At 67.7% G+C, this 20,714-nt stretch carries 22 protein-coding genes and 1 riboswitch; of the genes, 9 read left to right on the top strand and 13 right to left on the bottom strand.

Annotation, left to right across the window (positions count from 1 at the left end):
* Positions 1–317: 317 nt before the first annotated feature.
* The 6 genes from MSM1_RS09015 to MSM1_RS08990 all read right to left on the bottom strand — a co-directional run bounded on the left by MSM1_RS09015 (position 318) and on the right by MSM1_RS08990 (position 4,002).
* Positions 318–737, bottom strand: a complete 420-nt coding sequence (locus tag MSM1_RS09015; RefSeq protein WP_213441124.1) for a hypothetical protein — start codon at positions 735–737, stop codon at positions 318–320.
* Positions 738–917: 180 nt separating this feature from the next.
* Positions 918–1,724 (bottom strand): exodeoxyribonuclease III, encoded by an 807-nt coding sequence (locus tag MSM1_RS09010; protein ID WP_213441625.1) that lies wholly within the window; start codon positions 1,722–1,724, stop codon positions 918–920.
* A gap of 115 nt (positions 1,725–1,839) precedes the next feature.
* On the bottom strand, positions 1,840–2,076 hold the full coding sequence (locus MSM1_RS09005; protein ID WP_213441123.1) for a group II intron maturase-specific domain-containing protein: 237 nt from the start codon (positions 2,074–2,076) through the stop codon (positions 1,840–1,842).
* Positions 2,073–2,297: a hypothetical protein gene (locus tag MSM1_RS09000; RefSeq protein ID WP_213441122.1), complete on the bottom strand. Its 225-nt coding sequence runs from the start codon at positions 2,295–2,297 to the stop codon at positions 2,073–2,075. Before MSM1_RS09000 ends, MSM1_RS09005 begins: the two co-directional genes overlap by 4 nt.
* A 224-nt stretch (positions 2,298–2,521) precedes the next feature.
* Positions 2,522–3,409: a GNAT family N-acetyltransferase gene (locus tag MSM1_RS08995; protein WP_213441121.1), complete on the bottom strand. Its 888-nt coding sequence runs from the start codon at positions 3,407–3,409 to the stop codon at positions 2,522–2,524.
* Positions 3,406–4,002 carry a peptide deformylase gene (locus MSM1_RS08990; RefSeq protein WP_213441120.1) on the bottom strand — a complete coding sequence of 199 codons (597 nt, stop codon included), beginning with the start codon at positions 4,000–4,002 and terminating at the stop codon, positions 3,406–3,408. Before MSM1_RS08990 ends, MSM1_RS08995 begins: the two co-directional genes overlap by 4 nt.
* Before the next feature lie 239 nt (positions 4,003–4,241).
* On the opposite strand from MSM1_RS08990, the gene MSM1_RS08985 reads away from it, so the two are divergent.
* From MSM1_RS08985 to MSM1_RS08960, 6 genes are all read left to right on the top strand, one after another.
* Positions 4,242–4,550, top strand: a complete 309-nt coding sequence (locus tag MSM1_RS08985; protein ID WP_213441119.1) for a DUF3263 domain-containing protein — start codon at positions 4,242–4,244, stop codon at positions 4,548–4,550.
* A gap of 47 nt (positions 4,551–4,597) precedes the next feature.
* On the top strand, positions 4,598–5,068 hold the full coding sequence (locus tag MSM1_RS08980) for a LytR C-terminal domain-containing protein (RefSeq protein WP_213441118.1): 471 nt from the start codon (positions 4,598–4,600) through the stop codon (positions 5,066–5,068).
* A gap of 169 nt (positions 5,069–5,237) precedes the next feature.
* Positions 5,238–5,933, top strand: a complete 696-nt coding sequence (locus MSM1_RS08975) for a superoxide dismutase family protein (protein ID WP_213441117.1) — start codon at positions 5,238–5,240, stop codon at positions 5,931–5,933.
* On the top strand, positions 5,914–7,053 hold the full coding sequence (locus MSM1_RS08970; protein WP_213441116.1) for a glutamate--cysteine ligase: 1,140 nt from the start codon (positions 5,914–5,916) through the stop codon (positions 7,051–7,053). Before MSM1_RS08975 ends, MSM1_RS08970 begins: the two co-directional genes overlap by 20 nt.
* The gene (locus MSM1_RS08965) at positions 7,053–7,712 is read left to right on the top strand and encodes an LON peptidase substrate-binding domain-containing protein (RefSeq protein ID WP_213441115.1); all 660 of its coding nucleotides are present in this window, start codon (positions 7,053–7,055) and stop codon (positions 7,710–7,712) included. Before MSM1_RS08970 ends, MSM1_RS08965 begins: the two co-directional genes overlap by 1 nt.
* A gap of 81 nt (positions 7,713–7,793) precedes the next feature.
* Positions 7,794–7,959, top strand: a riboswitch (M-box (ykoK) riboswitch).
* 299 nt (positions 7,960–8,258) lie between these two features.
* A complete protein-coding gene (locus MSM1_RS08960) occupies positions 8,259–9,515 on the top strand; it encodes a PPE family protein (protein WP_236054826.1) in 1,257 nt (418 codons plus the stop codon).
* Positions 9,516–9,639: 124 nt separating this feature from the next.
* On the opposite strand, the gene pssA is transcribed toward MSM1_RS08960, so the two are convergent.
* Genes pssA through glp form a run of 3 tightly spaced genes read right to left on the bottom strand, consistent with a single transcriptional unit; the run spans position 9,640 to position 12,458 of the window.
* Entirely contained in the window at positions 9,640–10,494 is an 855-nt protein-coding gene (gene pssA, locus MSM1_RS08955; RefSeq protein WP_213441114.1) for a CDP-diacylglycerol--serine O-phosphatidyltransferase, read from the bottom strand.
* On the bottom strand, positions 10,491–11,216 hold the full coding sequence (locus MSM1_RS08950) for a phosphatidylserine decarboxylase (RefSeq protein ID WP_213441113.1): 726 nt from the start codon (positions 11,214–11,216) through the stop codon (positions 10,491–10,493). The genes pssA and MSM1_RS08950 overlap by 4 nt, the downstream gene beginning before the upstream one ends.
* A 36-nt stretch (positions 11,217–11,252) precedes the next feature.
* On the bottom strand, positions 11,253–12,458 hold the full coding sequence (glp, locus tag MSM1_RS08945; RefSeq protein ID WP_213441112.1) for a gephyrin-like molybdotransferase Glp: 1,206 nt from the start codon (positions 12,456–12,458) through the stop codon (positions 11,253–11,255).
* A 398-nt stretch (positions 12,459–12,856) separates the two neighbouring features.
* On the opposite strand from glp, the gene groL reads away from it, so the two are divergent.
* The gene (gene groL / locus MSM1_RS08940; RefSeq protein WP_213441111.1) at positions 12,857–14,482 is read left to right on the top strand and encodes a chaperonin GroEL; all 1,626 of its coding nucleotides are present in this window, start codon (positions 12,857–12,859) and stop codon (positions 14,480–14,482) included.
* Positions 14,483–14,581: 99 nt separating this feature from the next.
* On the opposite strand, the gene MSM1_RS08935 is transcribed toward groL, so the two are convergent.
* Positions 14,582–14,992 (bottom strand): pyridoxamine 5'-phosphate oxidase family protein, encoded by a 411-nt coding sequence (locus tag MSM1_RS08935; protein ID WP_213441110.1) that lies wholly within the window; start codon positions 14,990–14,992, stop codon positions 14,582–14,584.
* A gap of 99 nt (positions 14,993–15,091) precedes the next feature.
* Positions 15,092–16,807, bottom strand: a complete 1,716-nt coding sequence (locus MSM1_RS08930) for an amidohydrolase family protein (protein WP_213441109.1) — start codon at positions 16,805–16,807, stop codon at positions 15,092–15,094.
* A 111-nt stretch (positions 16,808–16,918) separates the two neighbouring features.
* Here MSM1_RS08930 and MSM1_RS08925 point away from each other — a divergent pair, with 111 nt between their 5' ends.
* Complete coding sequence (locus tag MSM1_RS08925) at positions 16,919–17,437, top strand: mycothiol transferase (RefSeq protein WP_213441108.1); 519 nt, start codon at positions 16,919–16,921, stop codon at positions 17,435–17,437.
* A 30-nt stretch (positions 17,438–17,467) separates the two neighbouring features.
* Here MSM1_RS08925 and tnpB read toward each other — a convergent pair whose 3' ends face one another.
* Together tnpB and MSM1_RS08915 are read right to left on the bottom strand one after the other, a co-directional pair.
* The gene (tnpB, locus tag MSM1_RS08920) at positions 17,468–18,847 is read right to left on the bottom strand and encodes an IS607 family element RNA-guided endonuclease TnpB (protein WP_213441107.1); all 1,380 of its coding nucleotides are present in this window, start codon (positions 18,845–18,847) and stop codon (positions 17,468–17,470) included.
* Between the two features lies 1 nt (position 18,848).
* Entirely contained in the window at positions 18,849–19,433 is a 585-nt protein-coding gene (locus MSM1_RS08915; protein ID WP_213441106.1) for an IS607 family transposase, read from the bottom strand.
* Between the two features lie 189 nt (positions 19,434–19,622).
* On the opposite strand from MSM1_RS08915, the gene MSM1_RS08910 reads away from it, so the two are divergent.
* Entirely contained in the window at positions 19,623–20,558 is a 936-nt protein-coding gene (locus MSM1_RS08910; RefSeq protein ID WP_307857313.1) for a hypothetical protein, read from the top strand.
* Positions 20,559–20,714: the final 156 nt, after the last annotated feature.

Below are 20,714 nucleotides of genomic sequence, written 5' to 3'. Positions count from 1 at the left end.
GAGCACGGCCCGCCCGAGCTCAGCGCCGTCAGCGCCGTCAAGTCCGCGAACCTCGATCCACGCGCGGCCATCACCCCGCGAGCAGTGCCGGCCCAGCGACGGGGAAAACTCATGCGAGAACGCTTTGACGCCGTGGCGCACCGGAATAGCGGTGATGGTGATGCCGGCCGTGGCCAGTGACGTTGCGACCGTTGCGGCGGTCTGCAGCGACGCGCCGGCCAGCGCGGACGTCGCTTGAATGCCCGTCGCGACGGCACGCAGCGGCAAGAACCTTCGCACGGACCCGACGGTACTCAATCCTTACTCGGCGGAGCCGGCTAGCGACGGGCCCCGGCGCGCGACCGGGCCGCCGGTGTTCTCGTGGCCGCGGTGGTTCCCTTCTTCGGCGGCACCGATTTGGCGGGTTCTGCTGCTTTCGCCGCCGTCGTCGGGGTGGCCGTCCCGTTGCGATGCTGGCTTAACTGCCGCAAGAGCAACGCGGCACCGCCGACCGTCAACACCACTGGCCACTCGAGCAGGCCGGTGACACCCAGCGCACCCAGGGTCAACGCCGCCGCGGGCGTTGAGTGGCTTCCGCTTTTCACTCCACGCCGCACGCCCTCGGCAGCCCCGGTTACCCCTCCGATGACAGCGCTGACCGCGGCACCGCCCACGGCGCCCGCGGCCTCGGTGGTCACCTCCGCTGCACGACTCACCGTTCGACCCACGCTGCGAATCGCGCCGTCGACGACACCCATGATCTGCTCACTCCCTATGCATTAGTCGGCCCCGCTGCAATCTCAGCTGGGGACGGTATACCCGTAAACGGGCAAATTCCATACCATCAGAATATTCTGTCCAGATCGCATAAATCGAGAGCCTCGCCACGACGAAAACCCGCAAACATGTATCACCATCTGCCGGTGATGCTCCGCGGCTCAGCCAGGGCGCACATCAACCAGCACCGGCGCGTGGTCGCTGGGCGCCTTGCCCTTGCGCTCCTCGCGCACGATCTGCGCATCGGTCACCCGTGCCGCCAGCGCAGGCGAGGCCAGGATGAAGTCGATGCGCATCCCTCGACCCTTGGGAAAGCTCAGCTGGGTGTAGTCCCAATAGGTGTAGACTCCCGGGCCTGGCGTGAAAGGTCTTACCACGTCAGTGAATTGAGCGTCGATAATGGCGTTGAACGCCTTGCGCTCCGGCTCGGAGACGTGGGTGGAGCCGCGATAGAACTCGACACTCCACACATCATCGTCCGTCGGGGCGATATTCCAGTCACCGGCCAGCGCGATCAGTGCCGACGGATCGTCGCGCAGCCAGCCTTCAGCCGTATCACGAAGTGCTGCAAGCCAATCCAGCTTGTAAGCGTAATGTGGGTCGTCTAGGGCCCGGCCATTGGGCACATACAGGCTCCATACCCGAACCCCGCCGCAGCTGGCAGCCAAGGCGCGAGCTTCCGCGGTGGGCTCCCCCTCTGGGCTGTTGCGCCAGGTAGGCTGGCCGGCAAACCCGACCTCGACGTCGCGCAGCCCGACGCGAGAGGCGATCGCCACACCGTTCCACTGATTGAAGCCGACATGTGCGACCTCGTAGCCCCGTTCGAAGAACGGCAGGGCGGGGAACTGGTCATCGGCGCACTTGGTCTCCTGCATGGCCAGCACGTCAACCTCGGCGCGCCCCAGCCAGTCAAGGACCCGGTCTAGGCGGATGCGAATCGAATTCACATTCCAGGTGGCCAGCCGCAGTGTTCCCGCTGGCATGGGCAGTCAGGGGCGCGGTGTCTGCAGGGCAGACCCGTCTCCCCATCCCCCTTTCAATCCGTGCGTGCGGTTTTCCCGCACACGGCTTACCGATGATCTTCTAGACATGGTTACGCAGCCTTTGGGTAGCGGATAGTGCCGCGGAGACGGTAGAGGCCGTGGCCGTTGAACCACTGCTCAGTCCACTGCGCGGCTTGACCAGCACCAGATTACGGCCCCGCTTCTTGACCATCAAGCGAAACAGCCGATGCACCACGTGCCAGTCGATCTGGCGGAAGTTGTTGGCGGCATTGCCGGTACGAAAGTAGTTGTCCCAACCGCGCAGGATCGGATTCAAGTCCGCGCAATGCCCCGCTGCCGCCACAACCGCCCAGACATGCGCGCCCGGAAATGACGGCCCAGGAAATGACAGCCCAGGAAATCCAGGCCCTCCCGGCCCTCGCGCAAATCGACCACCTTCGTCTCGTCCGGACGCAGCCGCAACCCCAACGACGCCAGAATCCCTCCCACCGCCGCAAGGGCGTGCTCGGCCTGTGCCGCACGGCGGCACCACACCATGTCGGGCGAGGCTCTCCCATTGTGACTGTGACGAAGCTGCAGAGTTCGCGGTTCCGCTACGGCCCGCACACTTGCTCCCTCCAAAGAGGCTTTTGACACCCCGCTTAGCCCGCCGCCTCTCGACGACGAACCGGGGCCTGCTACCCGGCGCTCCGGTGCCTACCGGGACGGGACTTCCACCCGCTAGTCCAGTCCAACTTGCAGGACGCAACATGGCTGTCAGCCTACGACGCCACCGAGAAGTAACGGCTGTGGTGGTGCAGGGTGAATCCCAGGGAGTCGATCAGGCTGTTCGCAGCGGTGTTGTCATCAGCAACGCGCACGTAGCCACGGGTAGCGCCGCGGTTCGCGCCCCAGGCCAGCAGCGCCTCGCACAACCTTTTTACGTGAGCGCATCCTCCCGGCCCGTCCGCCACCGTCACCAATGACAGGCCTACCCAGCGGGTTCCGTCGGGCGCGTTAGTCACCGCAGCTCGTCCCACCGCGATGCCGGCGCAGACGGCGAACGCCAACTCACCGTCGACGACGGCGGTCAGCACGTCGACGGGTATGGCGTGGCGCGAAAGCCCCAGCCAAGCGGCGTCGGGGCGGCAAGCCAAGGTGACCGACGGGTGTGGCTCGCCCGCCGACACGTTGCGCACAAACACCCGATTCGGGCGTTCGCCGGTGCCGGGAAGGCGCAGCAAGCGGTCTGCAACAGCCAGCCGCGGTGTCAGATCGCGCCGCAGGTACCAATCGACGATCGCCGGGATGACACTTTGGTTTGCCGAAATATCCAGTGGCACTGCCGAATTAGCGCGAAACGTGACCCCGTGACCGGCGCGCAGCAGCCAGCCATCCAACCACTGCCGCTCGACGCCGGGCCAGGCGAAAGCGGCGGCATGCTCAAGCGCACGGATTTGGCCGCTCCGCACCGGCGCGTCGGTCAGTGCCCGCAACGCCACCACGTCCGCGCTGTCGATTTCGACGACCGCACCGGTTTTCGTGCGCACCCGCACTACCGGCTCGGTTGCCAGCAGATGCCCCACGGCGTCGGTCAGTGACGGGCTTGACCCCGCGGGCCGCCGGTACCGCACCGTCACCCGGGTGCCCAACGCCGGCCAGGAGATCATCCGTGCCCAAACGGGTCGGGTCCCTCACCCGGCGTCCACGACAGGCCGGGAACACCCCAGCCGTGTGCCTTGATGGCCCGTTTGGCGGCGCGCGCATACCGGCCGACGAGGCGGTCCAAATACAGGTAACCGTCAAGATGTCCGGTTTCGTGCTGCAGCATCCGCGCGAAAAGCCCGGTGCCCTCGATGGCGATCGGGTTGCCATCGGCATCTAGCCCGGTGACCCGCGCCCACTTCGCCCGCCCGGTCGGGAATGATTCCCCCGGCACCGACAGGCATCCCTCCTCGTCGGTCTCCGGGTCTGGCATGGTCTCGGGTATCTCGGAGGTCTCAAGTACCGGGTTGACAACCACGCCGCGACGGCGGGTGGACTGCCCACGCTCATCGGCGCAGTCGTAGACAAATACCCGCAACCCCACCCCGATCTGGTTGGCAGCTAGACCAACCCCGTAAGCGGCGTCCATGGTGTCGTACATGGTAGTGATCAAATCTCCCAGATCGGCCGGCAGCGAGCCATCGGCGCCGACCGGCACGGGAGTCGTTGGGGTACGCAGGATTGGATCTCCGACGATGCGAATGGGTACAACGGCCATGATCCGCAAGCCTAAGCCGGGCGACGACGCCGGCCGCGCAGCGGCCTGCGGAGGAGCGCGGCAATCCAGCGCACGCCGGGCGACGACGCCGGCCGCGCAGCGGCCTGCGGAGGAGCGCGGCAATCGACTGGGCGTGTCGCGAGCCGGGGTTATGGCCCAGCAGTGGCAGGCGTGGTTGAATATTCGCCGAAACAAAGCCGATTAATCAGAATTCGCCGGAAGGTTCCAGGGGAAGCGATATGGATAGCGCCATTGCGCGGGCAAATCGATCGGGGGACGACTCTGAAATCACCGACGGGCTAACACGCCGCGAACGCGACATCCTGGCATTCGAACGCCAATGGTGGAAATACTCCGGTGCTAAAGAAGAAGCCATCAAGGAGTTGTTCTCAATGTCGGCGACGCGCTACTACCAGGTGCTCAACGCTCTCGTCGACCGCCCGGAGGCCCTGGCGGCAGACCCGATGCTGGTGAAACGGCTACGGCGGCTACGTGCTAGTCGACAGAAGGCACGGGCCGCGCGACGGCTTGGCTTCGAGGTCACCTAGGGCCACTTTTTAGGGCTTATGGTCCGCTCCTGGATACAGTGGGCTCGATGAGCGAGCGCGTCCCCGATTCCTCGGGGCTTCCGTTGCGGGCCATGGTGATGGTACTGCTGTTCCTTGGTGTCATCTTTTTGTTGCTCGGCTGGCAGGCGATGAGCTCGAGCGGGAGTGCCGACGATGACTCGTCGCGGGCATCCGCGGTTACCGCAACCAGCACCCGGCCTTCGCCGACAACCACACCGGCTGCCCGGCAGGCGGTCGTGCGCGTGTACAACATCTCCAGGCAAGATGGCGTGGCCGGGCGCACCGCTAACGAACTCAAAGCGGCTGGTTTCGACGTCACCGAGATCGGCGACTTATCCCTGCCTGATGTTTCGGTCACCACGGTGTACTTCACCAATGCCGACGGTGAGCGCGCTACCGCAGAAGCCGTGGGCCAAAAGCTCGGAGCAGCAGTCGAACCGCGAATCCCCGAAGTAGCCGACCAGCCTCCGGGTGTCATCGTGGTGGTGGCTCGCTGAGCTTCAATGCCTGGCGCGGGCCGTGCCGGCCCGCATCGTCGCCGGACTGGAGTCATGATCCCGCTCCTCCGCGGGCCGTGCCGGCCCGCATCGTCGCCGGACTGGAGTCATGATCCCGCTCCTCCGCGGGCCGTGCCGGCCCGCATCGTCGCCGGGATAGGCTCTGGATATGCCTAAGCCCACCAGCAACATCGCCGCCGCCCTGATGTCCGCCACATTTGCTGCCGCCCCGATCGCGCTGCTGAGCGCCTGCACCCCTAACCAGCCCCCGTCGTCAACCCCAGGCACCACCCCGTCTATTTGGACCGGGTCTCCGTCGCCGACGACAACACCACCGAAAGGCGAAGCCGAGAGCCTGACCACTCGCCTCAAGGCTCCCGACGGGACCCAGGTCGCGATCGCGAAATTCGAGTTCGACCCTGGCTATGTCCGTATCACGGTGGCGACAACCGCTCTTGGCAAGCTAACGCCAGGATTTCATGGACTCCACATTCACCAGGTCGGCAAGTGCGAACCCGACTCGGTCGCGCCAACCGGTGGCCCTCCCGGCAACTTCCTGTCCGCCGGCGGGCACTACCAGGCACCGGGGCATACCGGCCAGCCCGCCAGCGGCGACCTGACCTCGCTGGAGGTGCGCCAGGACGGCGCGGCACTGCTGGTGACCACCACCGACGCGTTCACCAGAGAGGACCTGCTGGCCGGTGAGAAGACCGCGCTCATCATTCACGCCGGTGCCGACAACTTCGCCAACATTCCGCCGGAACGCTACACCCAGGCCAATGGGACCCCTGGTCCCGACGAGACCACGTTGACCACCGGGGACTCCGGCAAGCGGGTGGCGTGCGGTGTCATCGGTACCGGCTAGCAGACATGATGCCCGAATCGATTTCGCCGGTTCGCCGCGGCCGACGGTCGGGGTGGAATGGGAACTGGCCCTCGTCGACCCGCAAAGCCGAGACCTGAGCAACGAAGCCACCGCCGTCATCGCCGAGATCGGCGAAAACCCCCGCGTGCACAAGGAATTGCTGCGCAATACCGTCGAAATCGTCAGCGGCGTCTGTGAGTCCACCGCCCAGGCCATGGAGGATCTGCGCGACACGTTGCGCACCGTCCGGCCGATCGTCCAGTCCCGCGGCATGGAGTTGTTCGGCGCGGGCGCACACCCGTTCGCCCGGTGGTCGGCCCAGAAGCTCACCGACTCGCCCCGCTACGCCGAGTTGATCAAGCGTACCCAGTGGTGGGGCCGGCAGATGCTGATCTGGGGGGTGCACGTGCATATCGGCATTCGCTCGGCGGCCAAAGTAATGCCGATCATGACCTCAATGCTCAACTACTATCCGCATCTGTTGGCGCTCTCGGCGTCTTCTCCCTGGTGGAGCGGTGAGGACACCGGGTACGCCAGCAATCGGGCGATGATGTTTCAGCAGCTACCGACCGCTGGCCTGCCGTTTCATTTTCAAACGTGGGCAGAGTTTGAAGGCTTCGTGTACGACCAGAAGAAAACCGGGATCATCGACCACATGGACGAAATTCGTTGGGATATAAGGCCATCGCCACATCTCGGCACGTTGGAGGTGCGGGTCTGCGATGGGGTGTCCAACCTGCGCGAGCTGAGATCCCTGGTCGCGTTGACGCACTGTCTGGTGCACGACATGGAGCGCCGGCTGGACGTCGGGGAGACGCTGCCGACGATGCCGCCCTGGCATGTTCAGGAGAATAAGTGGCGCGCCGCTCGCTACGGTTTGGACGCCATCATCATCTTGGACGCCGAAGGCAACGAACGCCCGGTCACCGATGATATTCCCGACGTACTCAATCGCCTTGAGCCGGTTGCGAAAATGCTGCACTGCGCCGACGAGCTGGCGGCGGTGCAAGACATCTGCCGTTTGGGTGCGTCATACCAGAGGCAGCGCCGGGTCGCCGAGAAACACGACGGAGACCTGCGGGCGGTCGTCGACGCGCTGGTCGCCGAGCTGGACATCTGATGCCCACCGGCGGGCCCGAATCCTTCCTGCTGCCGATGTTTCCGCTGGAATCGGTGCTGCTGCCCAATGAGGATCTGCCGTTGCAGATATTCGAACCGCGCTACACCGCGTTGGTGCAAGACCGGCTGCGCAGTGGCGATCCCCGCTTCGGGGTGGTGTTGATTGCACGCGGCAGCGAAGTCGGCGGCGAAGACGACCGCTGCGATGTCGGCGCGCTGGCGAGCATCGTCGAGCACGTTGATCTCGGCGCGGGCCGCTACTGGCTGCGCTGCCACACGGGTGAGCGCATCCGGGTATGCGAGTGGCTGGCCGATGATCCCTATCCGCGCGCGCAGGTGCGGGCCTGGCCCGACGAGCCCGGCGAGCCGGTGACCCCTGCACAGCTCCGCGAGGTGGAGGCCCGGGTGCTGGCCTTATTCGAGCGGATCGCCGCCGCCCGTGGCGCCGTGTTGCCGGGGCGCGACGTCCTCCTGGGCGGTGGGGACGCTGAGGTGGACGCCGGAGCGCGCCTGTATGCGCTGGCGTCTCGAATCCCGATCGGCCCGGCCGACCGCTACGCCGTCCTATCGGCGCCATCGGCCGCGCGGCGGCTGGCCGCGCTCCGTGACGCCGTGGACACCGTCGCGGCGATGGTGGAGTTCCAGCTGGCAGGCGACTGAGTGTTGCGATGCATTTTGGGGCACGACGCGGTGTACCGGATGGAACTCTTCGGTATTTGCAAACGACTAACAAGACAGTGCATGAAACCTCGCTAGGCGAGGCGCCGGCACGGACATAGGCCACCGGCCCTGAACGTCGAGAGACGCCCAGCTGCTCCCGGCTTAAGGGTTAAGCCCCAGTGGCTTTCGGCTCCGAACGAGCCGGATACGCCGTGCCCTGCCAAAGCCCTGACGAGAGGGATGCGGCGCCCGGACCGATTGGCCCGGTGGCCTGAGCCCCTTGGTGCACCCGTAGTGGCACCCCCGTGTGCCCCGGCCGTGAGGAGGTGAGGACGAGATGCGTGCAGACGATAGTCCGCTACCTAAATCGTTGACCGTTTCGTTTCGATCCGGCCCCGGCACCGTCTCCTGAATCGGGTCCGCCGAGTCGCGGCACCCCTGCCAGCTCATCACGAGCAGACATACTCAGCACTCCGGCATAACACTGCAGCGGTCCGGGTTCGGCTGTTCCGTCGAATGATTGAAGGAATTGTAAGGAGAAGTCCAATGGTTTTCACGGCTATGCAACCAGCATTGGTGGATTTCGGGGCGCTGCCACCGGAGATCAACTCGGCGCGCATGTACGTCGGTGCGGGCTCAGGGCCGTTGCTGGCCGCCGCGACCGCCTGGGACGGGTTGGCCGCCGAGCTGAACCCGGCCGCGGCCGCCTACACGTCGGTGGTCTCACGGTTGACCAGCGAAGGCTGGCACGGTCCGTCGTCGGAGTTGATGGCGGCCGCGGCCGCCCCGTATGTGGGGTGGCTGAGCGCCGCCGCGGAGCAGGCCGAGCAGGCGGCGGCGCACGCCCGGGCGGCGGCGAGCGCCTATGAGGCGGCGTTTGCCATGACGGTGCCCCCGACGATGGTCACAGCCAATCGCGCTCAGCTGGCGTCGCTGGTCGCGACCAACATCTTGGGGCAGAACACCCCGGCGATCGCCGCCAACGAGGCCGCCTACTCTGAAATGTGGGCCCAGGACGCCGCGGCGATGTATGACTACGCCGGCTCCTCGGCGGTAGCCTCGACACTGACCCCGTTCAGCCCGGTGCCGCAGACCACCAACGCCACCGGGCTGGCCGGGCAGGCGGCCGCGGTCAGCCAGGCCGCCGGCGCGTCGAGCGGCACCACCGCGCAGACGACGCTGTCCACGATCACCTCCGCGGTGCCCCAGGCGCTGCAGGAGCTCGCCCAACCGGCGCAGTCTGCATCCTCCTCGTCATCATCGTCATCATCGTCGGGGCTGTCGAACCTGATGACCTTCCTGAACAACCTGCAAAGCTCGCCGGCGGGAACCCTGGAAAACTCGATGATGTCCTCGGGGATCGCCAACCCGACGAACATCCTTCAGGCTTTGACGGGGTTTAGCAGCCTATGGCCCAGCGCTGGTTCCGGCGCGGCCAGTGCCGGGGGGTCGGCGGCTGCTGGTGGGGCGGCGGCTGCCGCCGGTGCCGCCGGTGCCGGGCTGGGGGGCCTGGGGAGGCTGCCGGTGGCGGTGGGGGTGGGCCGGGCTGCCTCGATGGGCAGGTTGTCGGTGCCGCCGAGCTGGGCCGCGGCCGCCCCGGCGACCAGCCCGACCCGCTCGGCCTTCCACGCCACCCAGTGGGGCGGCGCCACCCCGGAGACCAACGCCTCCGACCTCGGGGAGGGCATGCCCGGGATGCCCGGGATGCCGATGCTGGGCGGGGTTCCGCTGCGGGGCAGCGAGGGCACCCCCAAATACGGCTACCGCATCCACGTGGTAACCCGGCCCCCGGCGGCCGGCTGACCGAAGGCGGGAGGGGAATCTCTCCGCCACGGCCGGGTGCAGTCGCAACACCACGGCGCACGTCGACGGCCGGGGTGCTCAGCGGGTCGGTGAGCGGGAGCTGTCGAGTGTTCCCCGGCGGATCTCAGCCGCCCGGCCTGCGCAGCCCCAGCCGCGCCACGGACCGGCGGTGCGGCCGTACCCGGCGGGTCGCGCGGCGGGCGGCGCGTCGTTGCTTGGGTTTGTCACCCCAGGTCTCCGGGTGTGCGGCAACCCAACGGTGGCTGCGCACGGCGAATGGAATATGGCTCAGGTAGGCGGCGATGAGCACCAAGATCAAGAGGTATGGAGCGACGACCGCGGCGGCGGCGGCGATCGCCATCCCCGCCAGCAACAGGGCCGCCAGGTTCGGCGGCACCGTGATGGCATGCATTTTCTTCATCGGGATCCTGCTGACCACCAGTAGCGAGCAAGCCACCAGCCAGGAGCAGACCAGCCATGGCGAACTCCACCATCCCTCGCCGAACTGCAGTCTGGCGGCCAGCGGACCGAGCACTGTGATCGCGCCGGCCGGGGCTGGCATCCCGACGAAAAATTCCCGCTCGTACTCGGGCAGGCTGGCATCGTCGAGTAAGGCGTTGAATCTCGCCAGCCGCAGCACGATGCAGACCGGGTACAGCAACACCGCAACCCAACCCTCCGGCGACGCCGACAACATCGACACGTAGATCACCATCGCCGGCGCCACCCCGAAGTTCACCGCATCGGCCAGTGAGTCGATCTGCTCACCCATGCGGGACTCGGCATCCAGCAGGCGGGCCACCCGCCCGTCGAGCCCGTCGAGGATGGCGGCCGCGGCGATCAGCGCTATCGCCGCGTGCGGTTGGTGCAGCAGGGCGAACCGGATCGAAGTAAGCCCGGCGCAGATGGCCAGCACGCTCATCGCGCTGGGCAGAACGCGCAGGTCAACCGCCCGCCTGGCGCGGGGCTTGGCGGTCATGGCAGCTGTGCCAGCACGGTTTCGCCCGCAAGCGCGCGTTGGCCCACGGTGACCAAGACATCCGCCTCCGTGGGCAAGTAGGTGTCCAGCCGGGACCCGAAACGGATCAGCCCATAGGTATCGCCGATAGACAGCCTGTCTCCGATCCGCGCGTCGCAGACGATACGGCGCGCGAGCAGGCCGGCGATCTGCACGACGATGACTTCGGCGCCACTGGAAGTGCGGATCCGCACGCTGGTGCGCTCGTTGTCGTCGCTGGAGGCGGCCAGGCCGGCTGCTCGGAAGCGCCCCGCCCGGTGCCGTACCGCGAGCACCTCCCCGCCCACCGGTGCCCGCTGCACGTGCGCATCCAACAGCGAGAGAAAGATGCTGACCCGCGGCAGCGGCGCAGCGCTGAGGCCCAATTCAGCGGGCGGAGCCGCGGTGTCGAGCGCGCAGATCAGGCCGTCAGCGGGCGCAACCACCACGCCTGGGCGGGTGGGCGGCACTCGCTGCGGGTGGCGGAAGAAGCCCGCGCACGCGCCCGCTGCCAGCAGGCCCGCGCGGCGCGCCCATCGGTAGTCGCGTCCGGCGAGAGTTCCGGCCAACGCCACCGCCAGGGCGGCGGTGACGAACGGCAGCCCGGCGGGATGCACCGGCGGCACCGCCCGGCGCGCCAGCCCCAGGAGGTGTTGCGGGGTGGATGTCGAATCGTCGGCGAGGCGGCGGGGGCGGTGTGCCATCGGCGGTCATCTTACGGAGCCGGGCCGGCTTGCGGGCTACCTGAGATCCCAAACCTGCAGCGCGGACCCGGCGGGCACCTCCACGACATCCTCGGGAATATCCAGCAAGCAGTTGGCCGATGCCAGCCAGCGCAGATGGTGCGACGCGGGCGGCCCGCACCCGCTGACCGTCGTGCCCGCGGCGTCCAGGACACCACGGCGGAACTGCCGTTTGCCGGGGGGCGAGGTCAAGGTCTCGGTGAGCACCGCCGATATTCGCGGGCGCTCCGGTGCCGGCACGCCCATGGCCCGCCGTAAGGCGGCACGGACGAACACCTCGAAGGACACCAGCGCGCTAACCGGGTTGCCGGGCATCGTGACAATCGGCGTCCCGGCCACCCGCCCGACGCCCTGCGGCATCCCCGGTTGCATCGCCACCTTGACGAATTCCACCCCGCGATCCCCGCCACGCCCGAACGCGTCTTTGACCACCTCGTACGCTCCCGCGCTGACCCCGCCGCTGGTGATGATCAAATCGGCGTCGCGGGCATATCGCTCGAGCGCGGCGGCGAACTGCGCGACGTCGTCACCCGCGGTCGGGGTACCGACGACGGCGGCGCCCGCGTCACGCACGGCAGCGGCCAGCATGATCGAGTTGGATTCATAGACCTGGCCCGGTTGCAGCGGGGTGCCCGGTGGCACCAGTTCCGACCCGGTGGAGATCACCAGCACCCGCTGCCGGGGGATCACCCTCAGCTCAGGCAATCCCAGCGCCGCGGCCAACCCGGCCACTGCCGGAGTCACCACCTGTCCGGCCCGTAGCACCGGCGCGCCGGCGCGAACGTCCTCGCCGGCCCGGCGGATGTGGCGTCCCGCGCCGCTGGCGGCGTGAATCGACACCGTATCGGTTCGCCCGTCGGTGAACTCCACCGGCACCACCGCGGTGGCCCCGGCCGGTATCGGCGCACCGGTCATGATCCGGTGCGCGGTGCCCGGCTCGAGTGTGGGGATGTCGGTACGTCCAGCCGCAATATCGTCGGCAACCGGCAGTTTCACCGGATGCTCGGGGGTTGCGGAGGCGACCTCGTCAGCCCGGACGGCATAGCCGTCCATCGCCGAGTTGTCGAAAACCGGCAGCGGTACCGGCGCGACGACATCCTCGGCCAACACCAGACCCACCGCGTCGGCAAGGGACACTGCCACGGGCGGGCGGGCGGTGATCAGCCCGGCGACGACACGTTGATGTTCCTCGACCGAACGCATCCCGCCATTATCAGCTACCGCGTGCCGGACAACTGGTAGCCGTGTTCGCCACCGCCGGTTTTCGGGCGGCCGTTGGTTCAGTCCGAGAGTGCGGTGTGAGCCTGACTGGTGGACGGTCCCTGAGCAACGCGACCCGGACGAGCGGATCGTGTCGGCTGTCGCAGTGCCCCGGCTCCGGGCCGCGGCCGGACCCGTCCGGCCCGCCTGGCGTCGCCCAGCCGTCCCGAGCCGACACGTTCTTGCACTCGTCATGGTCGAGTGCTAAGAATGCAGTTGGCACTCGCGACCTGTGAGTGCTAGGTCGGGACGGTGAGATCCAGCTCAGCTGCGGTCGTCCGTCGCGGGCACTGCGCCCGGCCACAGACGTGTCATCCGCGATCCGGAGGAAGCACTTCGCAATGGCCAAGATAATTGCGTACGACGAGGAGGCCCGCCGTGGCCTCGAGCGGGGCCTTAACAGCCTCGCCGACGCGGTACGGGTGACGCTGGGGCCCAAGGGCCGCAACGTCGTCCTGGAAAAGAAGTGGGGCGCCCCCACGATTACCAACGATGGCGTGTCGATCGCCAAGGAGATTGAACTGGAGGACCCCTACGAGAAGATCGGCGCCGAGCTGGTCAAGGAAGTCGCCAAAAAGACCGACGACGTCGCCGGGGACGGCACGACGACGGCCACGGTGCTGGCTCAGGCGCTGGTCAAGGAGGGTCTGCGCAACGTCGCTGCCGGCGCTAATCCGCTGGCCCTCAAGCGCGGCATCGAGCAAGCTGTCGAGAAGGTCACCGAGACGCTGCTCAAGGGCGCAAAGGAAGTCGAGACCAAGGAGCAGATCGCGGCCACCGCGGCCATCTCCGCGGGTGACCAGGCGATTGGCGACCTGATCGCCGAGGCGATGGACAAGGTCGGCAACGAGGGTGTGATCACCGTCGAAGAGTCCAACACTTTCGGCCTGCAGCTTGAGCTCACCGAGGGTATGCGCTTTGACAAGGGCTACATCTCCGGCTACTTCGTCACCGACCCCGAGCGCCAGGAAGCCGTTCTGGAGGAGCCCTACATCCTGCTGGTCAGCTCCAAGGTGTCGGCCATCAAGGATCTGCTGCCGCTGCTGGAGAAAGTCATCCAGTCCGGCAAGCCGCTGCTGGTCATCGCCGAGGACGTCGAGGGCGAGGCGCTGTCGACGCTGGTCGTCAACAAGATCCGCGGCACCTTCAAGTCGGTGGCGGTGAAAGCTCCGGGCTTCGGTGACCGCCGCAAGGCGATGCTGCAGGACATGGCGATCCTCACCGGCGGTCAGGTGATCAGCGAAGAGGTTGGTCTCACGCTGGAGAACGCCGATTTGAGTCTGCTCGGCAGGGCCCGCAAGGTTGTCGTCACCAAGGACGAGACCACCATCGTCGAGGGCGCCGGCGACCCGGAGGCCATCGCCGGGCGGGTGGCCCAGATCCGCCAGGAGATCGAGAAAAGCGACTCCGACTACGACCGCGAGAAGCTGCAGGAGCGGCTGGCCAAGCTGGCCGGCGGCGTCGCGGTGATCAAGGCGGGGGCGGCCACCGAGGTGGAGCTCAAAGAGCGCAAGCACCGCATCGAAGACGCGGTCCGCAACGCCAAGGCCGCGGTCGAGGAGGGCATTGTCGCTGGCGGCGGGGTGACGCTGTTGCAAGCGGCGCCCACGCTGGACGAGCTCAAGCTCGAGGGCGACGAGGCCACCGGTGTCAACATCGTCAAGGTGGCGCTGGAGGCTCCGCTGAAGCAGATCGCGTTCAACTCGGGCCTGGAGCCCGGGGTGGTGGCCGAGAAGGTGCGCAACCTTCCGGCCGGTCACGGCCTGAACGCGCAGACCGGCGTCTACGAAGACCTGCTGGCCGCCGGTGTCGCCGACCCGGTCAAGGTCACCCGCTCGGCGCTGCAGAACGCGGCCTCCATCGCGGGGCTGTTCCTGACGACCGAGGCCGTCGTGGCCGACAAGCCGGAGAAGGAGAAGGCTGCCACGCCGGGCGGCGGTGGCGGCATGGGCGACATGGACTTCTGAGTCCGGCTCCTCCCCCGGCCGCGGCGCGGCCCGGACGCAACGAAAAAGCCCGGCCCCAAAGGGCCGGGCTTTTTCGTTGCTTGCTCATCACTTCAGACTTCAGTAGGAGGTCGACGACGGGGATGCCTTAAATACCACGCAGTCGTAGGCGTGTCTGCTCGCACACGTCGGTTCGTCGCCAGCCAGCGGGCGGTGCAAGAGCGCGCGAGTGGGCACCATCCGCACCGGTGTGACGGCATCGGCGTCGACGGCGGTCTCGGTGTCGGCGTCGACGATCAGCGAGTAATCGCCCGGGTGGCGCGGCGGCCACACCAAGGTAGCGGTGCCGAGCCGCGACAAATTCTCGCGGGTATGTCCGCCTATCGGCCCGATGTCCAACAACCGCCCGTCAAATACCGGCTCGACTTCCACCGCGCGCACCCGCCAGTCGTCGTTGACGGTGATGAGATAGGCAAAGCTGTAGTTGCCCAATGCGCCGGCCAGCCGCTCGAGATCTACCTGCGCGCTCATGGGATAACTGTATTCGCCTCTGGGAAAGTTCGGCTTCGCCCAGCGCGCGGGCGGATTGCGCGCCGCGGCGCCGCAACGGCGCCGCGGAACGCCAGCGGGTCAGCGTCGGCCGCGGATCAGCCTGCCGGGACGGGCGTCGGTGGGAACCCCGTTTTCGGCGATGACCTGACCGGAGACGACCGTCGCGCGGTAGCCGTCGGCGGTCTGGTCGAGCCGGCGGCCACCGGCGGGCAGGTCGTAGGTGATGACCGGCTTGTGCAGTCGCAGCCGGGCGTGGTCGATGACATTCAGATCGGCCTTGTAGCCGACGGCGATGCGCCCGCGATCGCCCAGCCCGGCGATGCGGGCCGGCACCGAGGTGAGCTCGCGGATCGCCGCCGGCACCGAAAACCGGCCGGATGCCCGGTCGCGCGCCCAGTGCGTGAGCCAGTACGTCGGGAAGCTGGCGTCGCAGATCATGCCATAGTGCGCGCCGCCGTCGCCCAGGCCGAGCACCACGTCGTCGCGGTGCAGCAGCTCGCCGACGGTGTCCAGCGAGTAGTTCACGAAATTGCCCACGGCGACCAGCAGCATCGCGTTCCCGTCATCGTCGAGCAGCCGGTCGTAGGCCTCCTCGATCGGGCGCACCCCGCGGGCACGGGCGCGGGCAGCGATGCTGTCGGACGGGCGAGGCTCGTAGTTGGGCTCATCGCCCAACGGGAAGATCCAGTCCCAGGCCTGTGCCAGATACTGCAGCGGGTGGCCCTCACCGGGCGTGTCGGCCAAAATGCGGGCTCGCACCTCGGGTTTGCGCATCTCGGCGACGCGCCGCGCCAGCGGCAGGTGCGCGATCTCACGGTAGCTCGGGTAGAGCACGAACGGGTGGGCGGACAGTTCCAGCCCGAGCACCAGCCCGATCGGACGCGGCAGCAACTGCGCGGTAAAGCGGGTGTCAGCACCCGCGTTTTTGTTGGCCTTCTCGATCATGGCGATGGCGTCCGGCCACGCTGGCTCTCCGGCGTTGGCGATGGCCAGCGTGAAGGTGACCGGCAGGCCGACCTCCTCGGCGACGTCGAACACCTGCTGCAGCACCGGCTGGTAACCGCCGGCGGGGATATCGGGTACGAACTGGATCAACCCGCCACCGCCGTCGGCGACGCCCTTGGCGATCTCGAGGATCTCCTCGCGGGCGGCGTCATAACTCGGGATCGCCGAGCCGCTGGCGGTCTTGTGGATCATCAGCCGCGACGACGCGAAACCCAGGGCGCCGGCCTGCATCGCCTCCGTGGCCAGCGCCCGCATCCGCGCGAGATCCTCGGCGGTCGCCGGCTCGCGGTCGGCGCCGCGCTGCCCCATCACGTAAACCCGCAGCGGGGAGTGCGGCAGATAGACGGCCACGTCGATATCGCGTTTGCGCGCGTCCAGCGCCTCGAGGTATTCGGGGAAGGTCTCCCAGGTCCACGGCAGACCGTCGGTCATCACCGCGCCGGGAATGTCTTCGACACCGGCCATCACGTCCACCAGCACGTCGTGGTCCTGGTTGCGGCACGGCGCAAAACCCACCCCGCAGTTGCCCATCACCACCGTCGTCACCCCGTGCGCCGACGACGGAGTCAAGCGATCCGACCAGATCGACTGACCGTCATAGTGTGTGTGCAAGTCGACGAAGCCGGGGGTGACCAGCAGCCCGGTCGCGTCGATCTCCCGGGCCGCAGCGCCGTCGATCGTGCCGATGCCCGCGATGACGCCATCGCGAACCGCGACGTCGCCGAGGTACGGCTCGCCTCCCAACCCGTCGACAATCCTGCCGTTGCGGATCACCAAGTCATAGCTCACCCCAGATAATCTACGGCGTGCTGGCATCGCCGAGAGCCCTCAGGCCCACCCCGACCGGAACACCGTGCCGCCCTCTTCCACGCAACGCCGGTGGCCCGTAATGTCGCCGGTATGTCCAGCACCGACGCCGCCGCCGCCCGGGAGTTGCTTCGCGACGCGTTCACTCGGCTGATCGAGCATGTCGATGACCTCACCGACGGGCTGACCGCCGAGGTGTCTGGCTATCGGCCCACGCCGAGCGCCAACAGCATTGCATGGCTCATCTGGCACAGCGCGCGGGTGCAGGACATCCAGGTCGCCGATATCGCGGGGGTCGAGCAGGTGTGGACCCGCGACGGCTGGGTTGATCGATTCGGCCTGGATTTGCCGCGCGACGACAGCGGTTACGGGCACAGCGCCGAAGACGTCGCGAAGGTGCGGGCACCGGCTGAGCTGCTGTCGGGCTATTACCATGGGGTGCACAAGCTCACGCTGGAGTACATCGCCGGCGTGACCGTCGAGGAGCTATCGCGCATTGTGGACCGCCGCTGGGACCCGCCGGTGACCGCCAGTGTGCGGCTGGTCAGCATCATCGACGACTGCGCCCAGCACCTGGGCCAGGCCGCCTACGTGCGTGGCATAGCTCCGTGATAGCCGTTGCAAGTGAGTGATCTTTAGTGGTCACGCGACTTGCACCCCGTCTCGGGGTTGTTCGGCGGCCTTGCGGCCGCGTCCCTTCCGCGCTTCACGGCCACCTGCCCGGCCAGGCCGGGTCTTACGGTCGGCTCCACGCTTGACGGCGGCCCCAACTGGGCCGACGACGCTAATGGTTTCCTCGTAGCGCGCGAGGTTGATCGCGGCGTTGTCATCGCGCTGATGGACCGCCAAACACGTGGCACATTGCCACTTTTCGTCCCATCCGATGTCCTGGACATGCCCACAAAGGTGGCAGGTTTTCGACGACGGGAACCACCGGTTGGCCACCACCAACTGCGACCCGTACCAGCCCGTTTTGTAGGCCAGGTGCCGCCGTGGTGTGCCCAGGGCGGCATCGGATAGTCCCCGCCGCCGGGCGCGAGCCCCCGGCAGGTCCTTTTGCCGCAGCATCCCGGCGGCGTCTAATCCCTCCAGCACGACCCGGCCGTGGGTTTTGGCCAATCGTGTTGTCAGGACGTGCAGGTGATGAGTGCGGACATCGTTGACCCGGCGATACAGCCGAGGCATCTGCGTGGTGCGCTCACGATACCGGCGGGAGCCTTTCACACAGCGTGAACGGGCCCGCGACACCCGCCGTAATTCGCGAAGCGCCGCCTCAAGCGGGCGCGGGTTAGCCACCTGTTCGATCACGCCGCCGCCGGCGCTGGCCACGGTCGCCAGCCGGCGCGCCCCGACGTCGACACCGACCCGCGACTCGGGCAGCGCCACGCCGGGCTGAATCGGCCGCTGCACCAGCACCCGCACGCTCGCGTCGAGTCGAGTGCCGTTGCGGCGCACGCTGATCGCCAGCACCCGCGCGCGGCCCTTGGCGATGAGGCGCTCGATGCGGCGGGTGCTCTCATGGGTGCGGACGGTGCCGATCAGCGGCAAGGCGACATGCCGGCGGTCGGGTTCGACGCGCATCACCCCGGTGGTGAACGTCACCCGCTCGGCGTCGCGTCTTTTCTTCTTCAACCGGGGGAAGCCCATCGGCTTGCCGTCGCGTTTGCCCGATCGGGAGCTCTGCCAGTTCCAGTAGGCGTCCACCGCGCCGGCGATGCCATCGGCATAGGCCTCTTTCGAGCATTCGGGCCACCACGGCTGGCCCGTCTCGGCGTTGACGCACACCTCGTCTTTGACCTGATTCCAGCGTTTCCGCAACACCCGCAGCGAGGGCCTCGCGGTCTTAACACCGGCGGCGTGCCACGCCCGGATATCGGCTTTCAGCGTGGCGACGGCCCAGGTGTAGGCCTTGCGGCGGGCCCCGAAATGCCGCGCCAGCGCGCGGGCCTGGTCCCCGTTCGGGTCCAGGGTGAAACAGAACGCCTGCACACACCAGCCGTCGGGCACCTCGAAACGCGGCATCTCAGGCCACCTCCACCGCATCGGACGCCGCGGCCGCCAGCGCGCGCTTGGCCCCGTTCTGCGCAGCGCGTTTGCCAGACAACCGAGCGCACATACTGGTGAGGATCTCGCTCATATCGCCCACCGGGTCCTCATCGACCTCAGCGGAATCGACCACCACCAGCTCACGGCCCTGGGCGCCCAGCGCCGCCTGCACGTACTCCGAGCCGAACCGGCAGAACCGATCCCGGCGCTCGACCACGATCCGACTCACCGTCGGGTCACCCAGTACGGCGAGAAACTTCCGGCGGTGCCCGTTGAGCGCGCAACCAACCCCGGCCACCACCGTGTCGACCGGGATCTGTTGGGCGGTGGCCCACGCGGTCACCCGCGCCACCAGCCGATCCAAATCAGCCTTCTGATCGGCCGAGGACACCCGCGCGTACACGGTCGTGCGTGATCTTCGGCCAGCCGCGCCGATCGGCTCATCCACCAGAATCAGCCGACCCACTCGCCGCGCCGGCACCGGCAACAGCCCGGCGTGGAACCAGCGATACGCGGCCACCCGCGCAACACCGTTGCGCTCAGCCCACACCGCAAGATTCACACCCCTGTTCCTACAGCACACCACCGACAACTACCGACCACCCACGCCGCAACAGTTGACAACCCCCGGGTAGGCCCCTGACAGCACCGGCCAGGGTGAGCCCGGCGGGCACCCGCGGGGCCCGCCGGGTTGCCGAGTAGGTTTTTTAGGGGAGACAGCGCCCGACACGGCCGTCCCGGGGGAGGCGACGTGCGATTCACGGTTACGGTGATGCTGTGGCTGGTCACCGCGGCGGCACTGGCGGTGGCAATCCCCGCGACCTGGGCGCAGCTCAACCTGATCGATGCCGACGGCTACGCCGCGCTGGCCCGGAAAGCCGCCGGCGATCCAACTCTGCAGTCCACCATGGCATCTGAGCTAACAAGTCGGGTAACAGCGCTCATCGCCCATGGCGGCCACACCGGCGACAGCTCGCTGGTGCACGACGTGGCCAGCGCATACACCGCCGGCCCGTCGTTTGCACCGAAGTTCGCCCAGGCGAACAGGGCAGCGCACGATCGGTTGTTCGGCGGTCCAGCGGCCGCCGGTAACGCCGATTCTTGGGTGCTCGATCTGACCCCCATGGTCGACGACACGCCGTTTCAGCAGCTCTTGAGTGACTTCGACGTGCAGGTGCCGGGGACAATGACTGCTCCGCTGACTATTGGCCACCTAAACGCGTTGCAGCATAACCGATTACGAGCACTCACCAGCTGGGGTCCGCGGGTGAGCATCGGTGCGGCGGCGCTCGGCGCTACCGGCGCGCTGCTGACGCTGGTCGCCGCCCGCCGCCGCTGGAGCGCGTTGGCCGCCCTCGGCGTCTCGGCGCTGGTGGCGGGAGCGGGCGACTGGATGGCCGTCGCGGTCGCGCGCCGCCACGTCGACCATGCACTCAACCACGCCGCTGGCAACGTCCGCGAGATTGCCGGGGTCATGGTCGGCCACGCCGAGGCCGGCCTGCACCAGTGGCTCGGCCTCACGCTAACCGCCGGCGGGGTGCTCACCGTGCTGGGGTTGTCCGGCGTGGCGCTGGGCAGGCTGCGGCAATCGGGGATGCACCCTGAATCGCGGCCGAAATTGCGGCCTCGACGACGACTTCCGTTGGTGCCCTCACCGCCGTCCCTTCCCGGTGGCCGTTCGACATAACCGGCGCTACCCCGATGACCCTATAGCGCCAACACATTAGATCAGCTAATCTATGCGTCAGCGGTTAAGGAGGACGGTGGACATGGCAGGAGACCGGGCTCAGGGCCAGAAACCAACGGGCTGACGCGTTTCGGTAGTCGAATCACCTCAGCAAAT

The sequence above is a fragment of the Mycobacterium sp. SM1 genome (genome assembly GCF_018361265.1).
GTDB lineage: Bacteria > Actinomycetota > Actinomycetes > Mycobacteriales > Mycobacteriaceae > Mycobacterium.
The sequence above is the reverse complement of the archived record's forward strand: the minus strand, read 5'-3'. Positions and strand labels throughout refer to the sequence as shown.

Excerpts from the sequence above, each read along its gene's own strand:
- MSM1_RS09015 (WP_213441124.1), bottom strand. The coding sequence starts at position 737 with ATGGGTGTCGTCGACGGCGCGATTCGCAGCGTGGGTCGAACGGTGAGT.
- MSM1_RS09000 (WP_213441122.1), bottom strand. The coding sequence starts at position 2,297 with ATGGTGTGGTGCCGCCGTGCGGCACAGGCCGAGCACGCCCTTGCGGCG.
- MSM1_RS08995 (WP_213441121.1), bottom strand. The coding sequence starts at position 3,409 with ATGATCTCCTGGCCGGCGTTGGGCACCCGGGTGACGGTGCGGTACCGG.
- MSM1_RS08990 (WP_213441120.1), bottom strand. The coding sequence starts at position 4,002 with ATGGCCGTTGTACCCATTCGCATCGTCGGAGATCCAATCCTGCGTACC.
- MSM1_RS08985 (WP_213441119.1), top strand. The coding sequence starts at position 4,242 with ATGGATAGCGCCATTGCGCGGGCAAATCGATCGGGGGACGACTCTGAA.
- MSM1_RS08980 (WP_213441118.1), top strand. The coding sequence starts at position 4,598 with ATGAGCGAGCGCGTCCCCGATTCCTCGGGGCTTCCGTTGCGGGCCATG.
- MSM1_RS08975 (WP_213441117.1), top strand. The coding sequence starts at position 5,238 with ATGCCTAAGCCCACCAGCAACATCGCCGCCGCCCTGATGTCCGCCACA.
- MSM1_RS08965 (WP_213441115.1), top strand. The coding sequence starts at position 7,053 with ATGCCCACCGGCGGGCCCGAATCCTTCCTGCTGCCGATGTTTCCGCTG.
- MSM1_RS08960 (WP_236054826.1), top strand. The coding sequence starts at position 8,259 with ATGGTTTTCACGGCTATGCAACCAGCATTGGTGGATTTCGGGGCGCTG.
- pssA (WP_213441114.1), bottom strand. The coding sequence starts at position 10,494 with ATGACCGCCAAGCCCCGCGCCAGGCGGGCGGTTGACCTGCGCGTTCTG.
- MSM1_RS08950 (WP_213441113.1), bottom strand. The coding sequence starts at position 11,216 with ATGGCACACCGCCCCCGCCGCCTCGCCGACGATTCGACATCCACCCCG.
- glp (WP_213441112.1), bottom strand. The coding sequence starts at position 12,458 with ATGCGTTCGGTCGAGGAACATCAACGTGTCGTCGCCGGGCTGATCACC.
- groL (WP_213441111.1), top strand. The coding sequence starts at position 12,857 with ATGGCCAAGATAATTGCGTACGACGAGGAGGCCCGCCGTGGCCTCGAG.
- MSM1_RS08935 (WP_213441110.1), bottom strand. The coding sequence starts at position 14,992 with ATGAGCGCGCAGGTAGATCTCGAGCGGCTGGCCGGCGCATTGGGCAAC.
- MSM1_RS08925 (WP_213441108.1), top strand. The coding sequence starts at position 16,919 with ATGTCCAGCACCGACGCCGCCGCCGCCCGGGAGTTGCTTCGCGACGCG.
- tnpB (WP_213441107.1), bottom strand. The coding sequence starts at position 18,847 with ATGCCGCGTTTCGAGGTGCCCGACGGCTGGTGTGTGCAGGCGTTCTGT.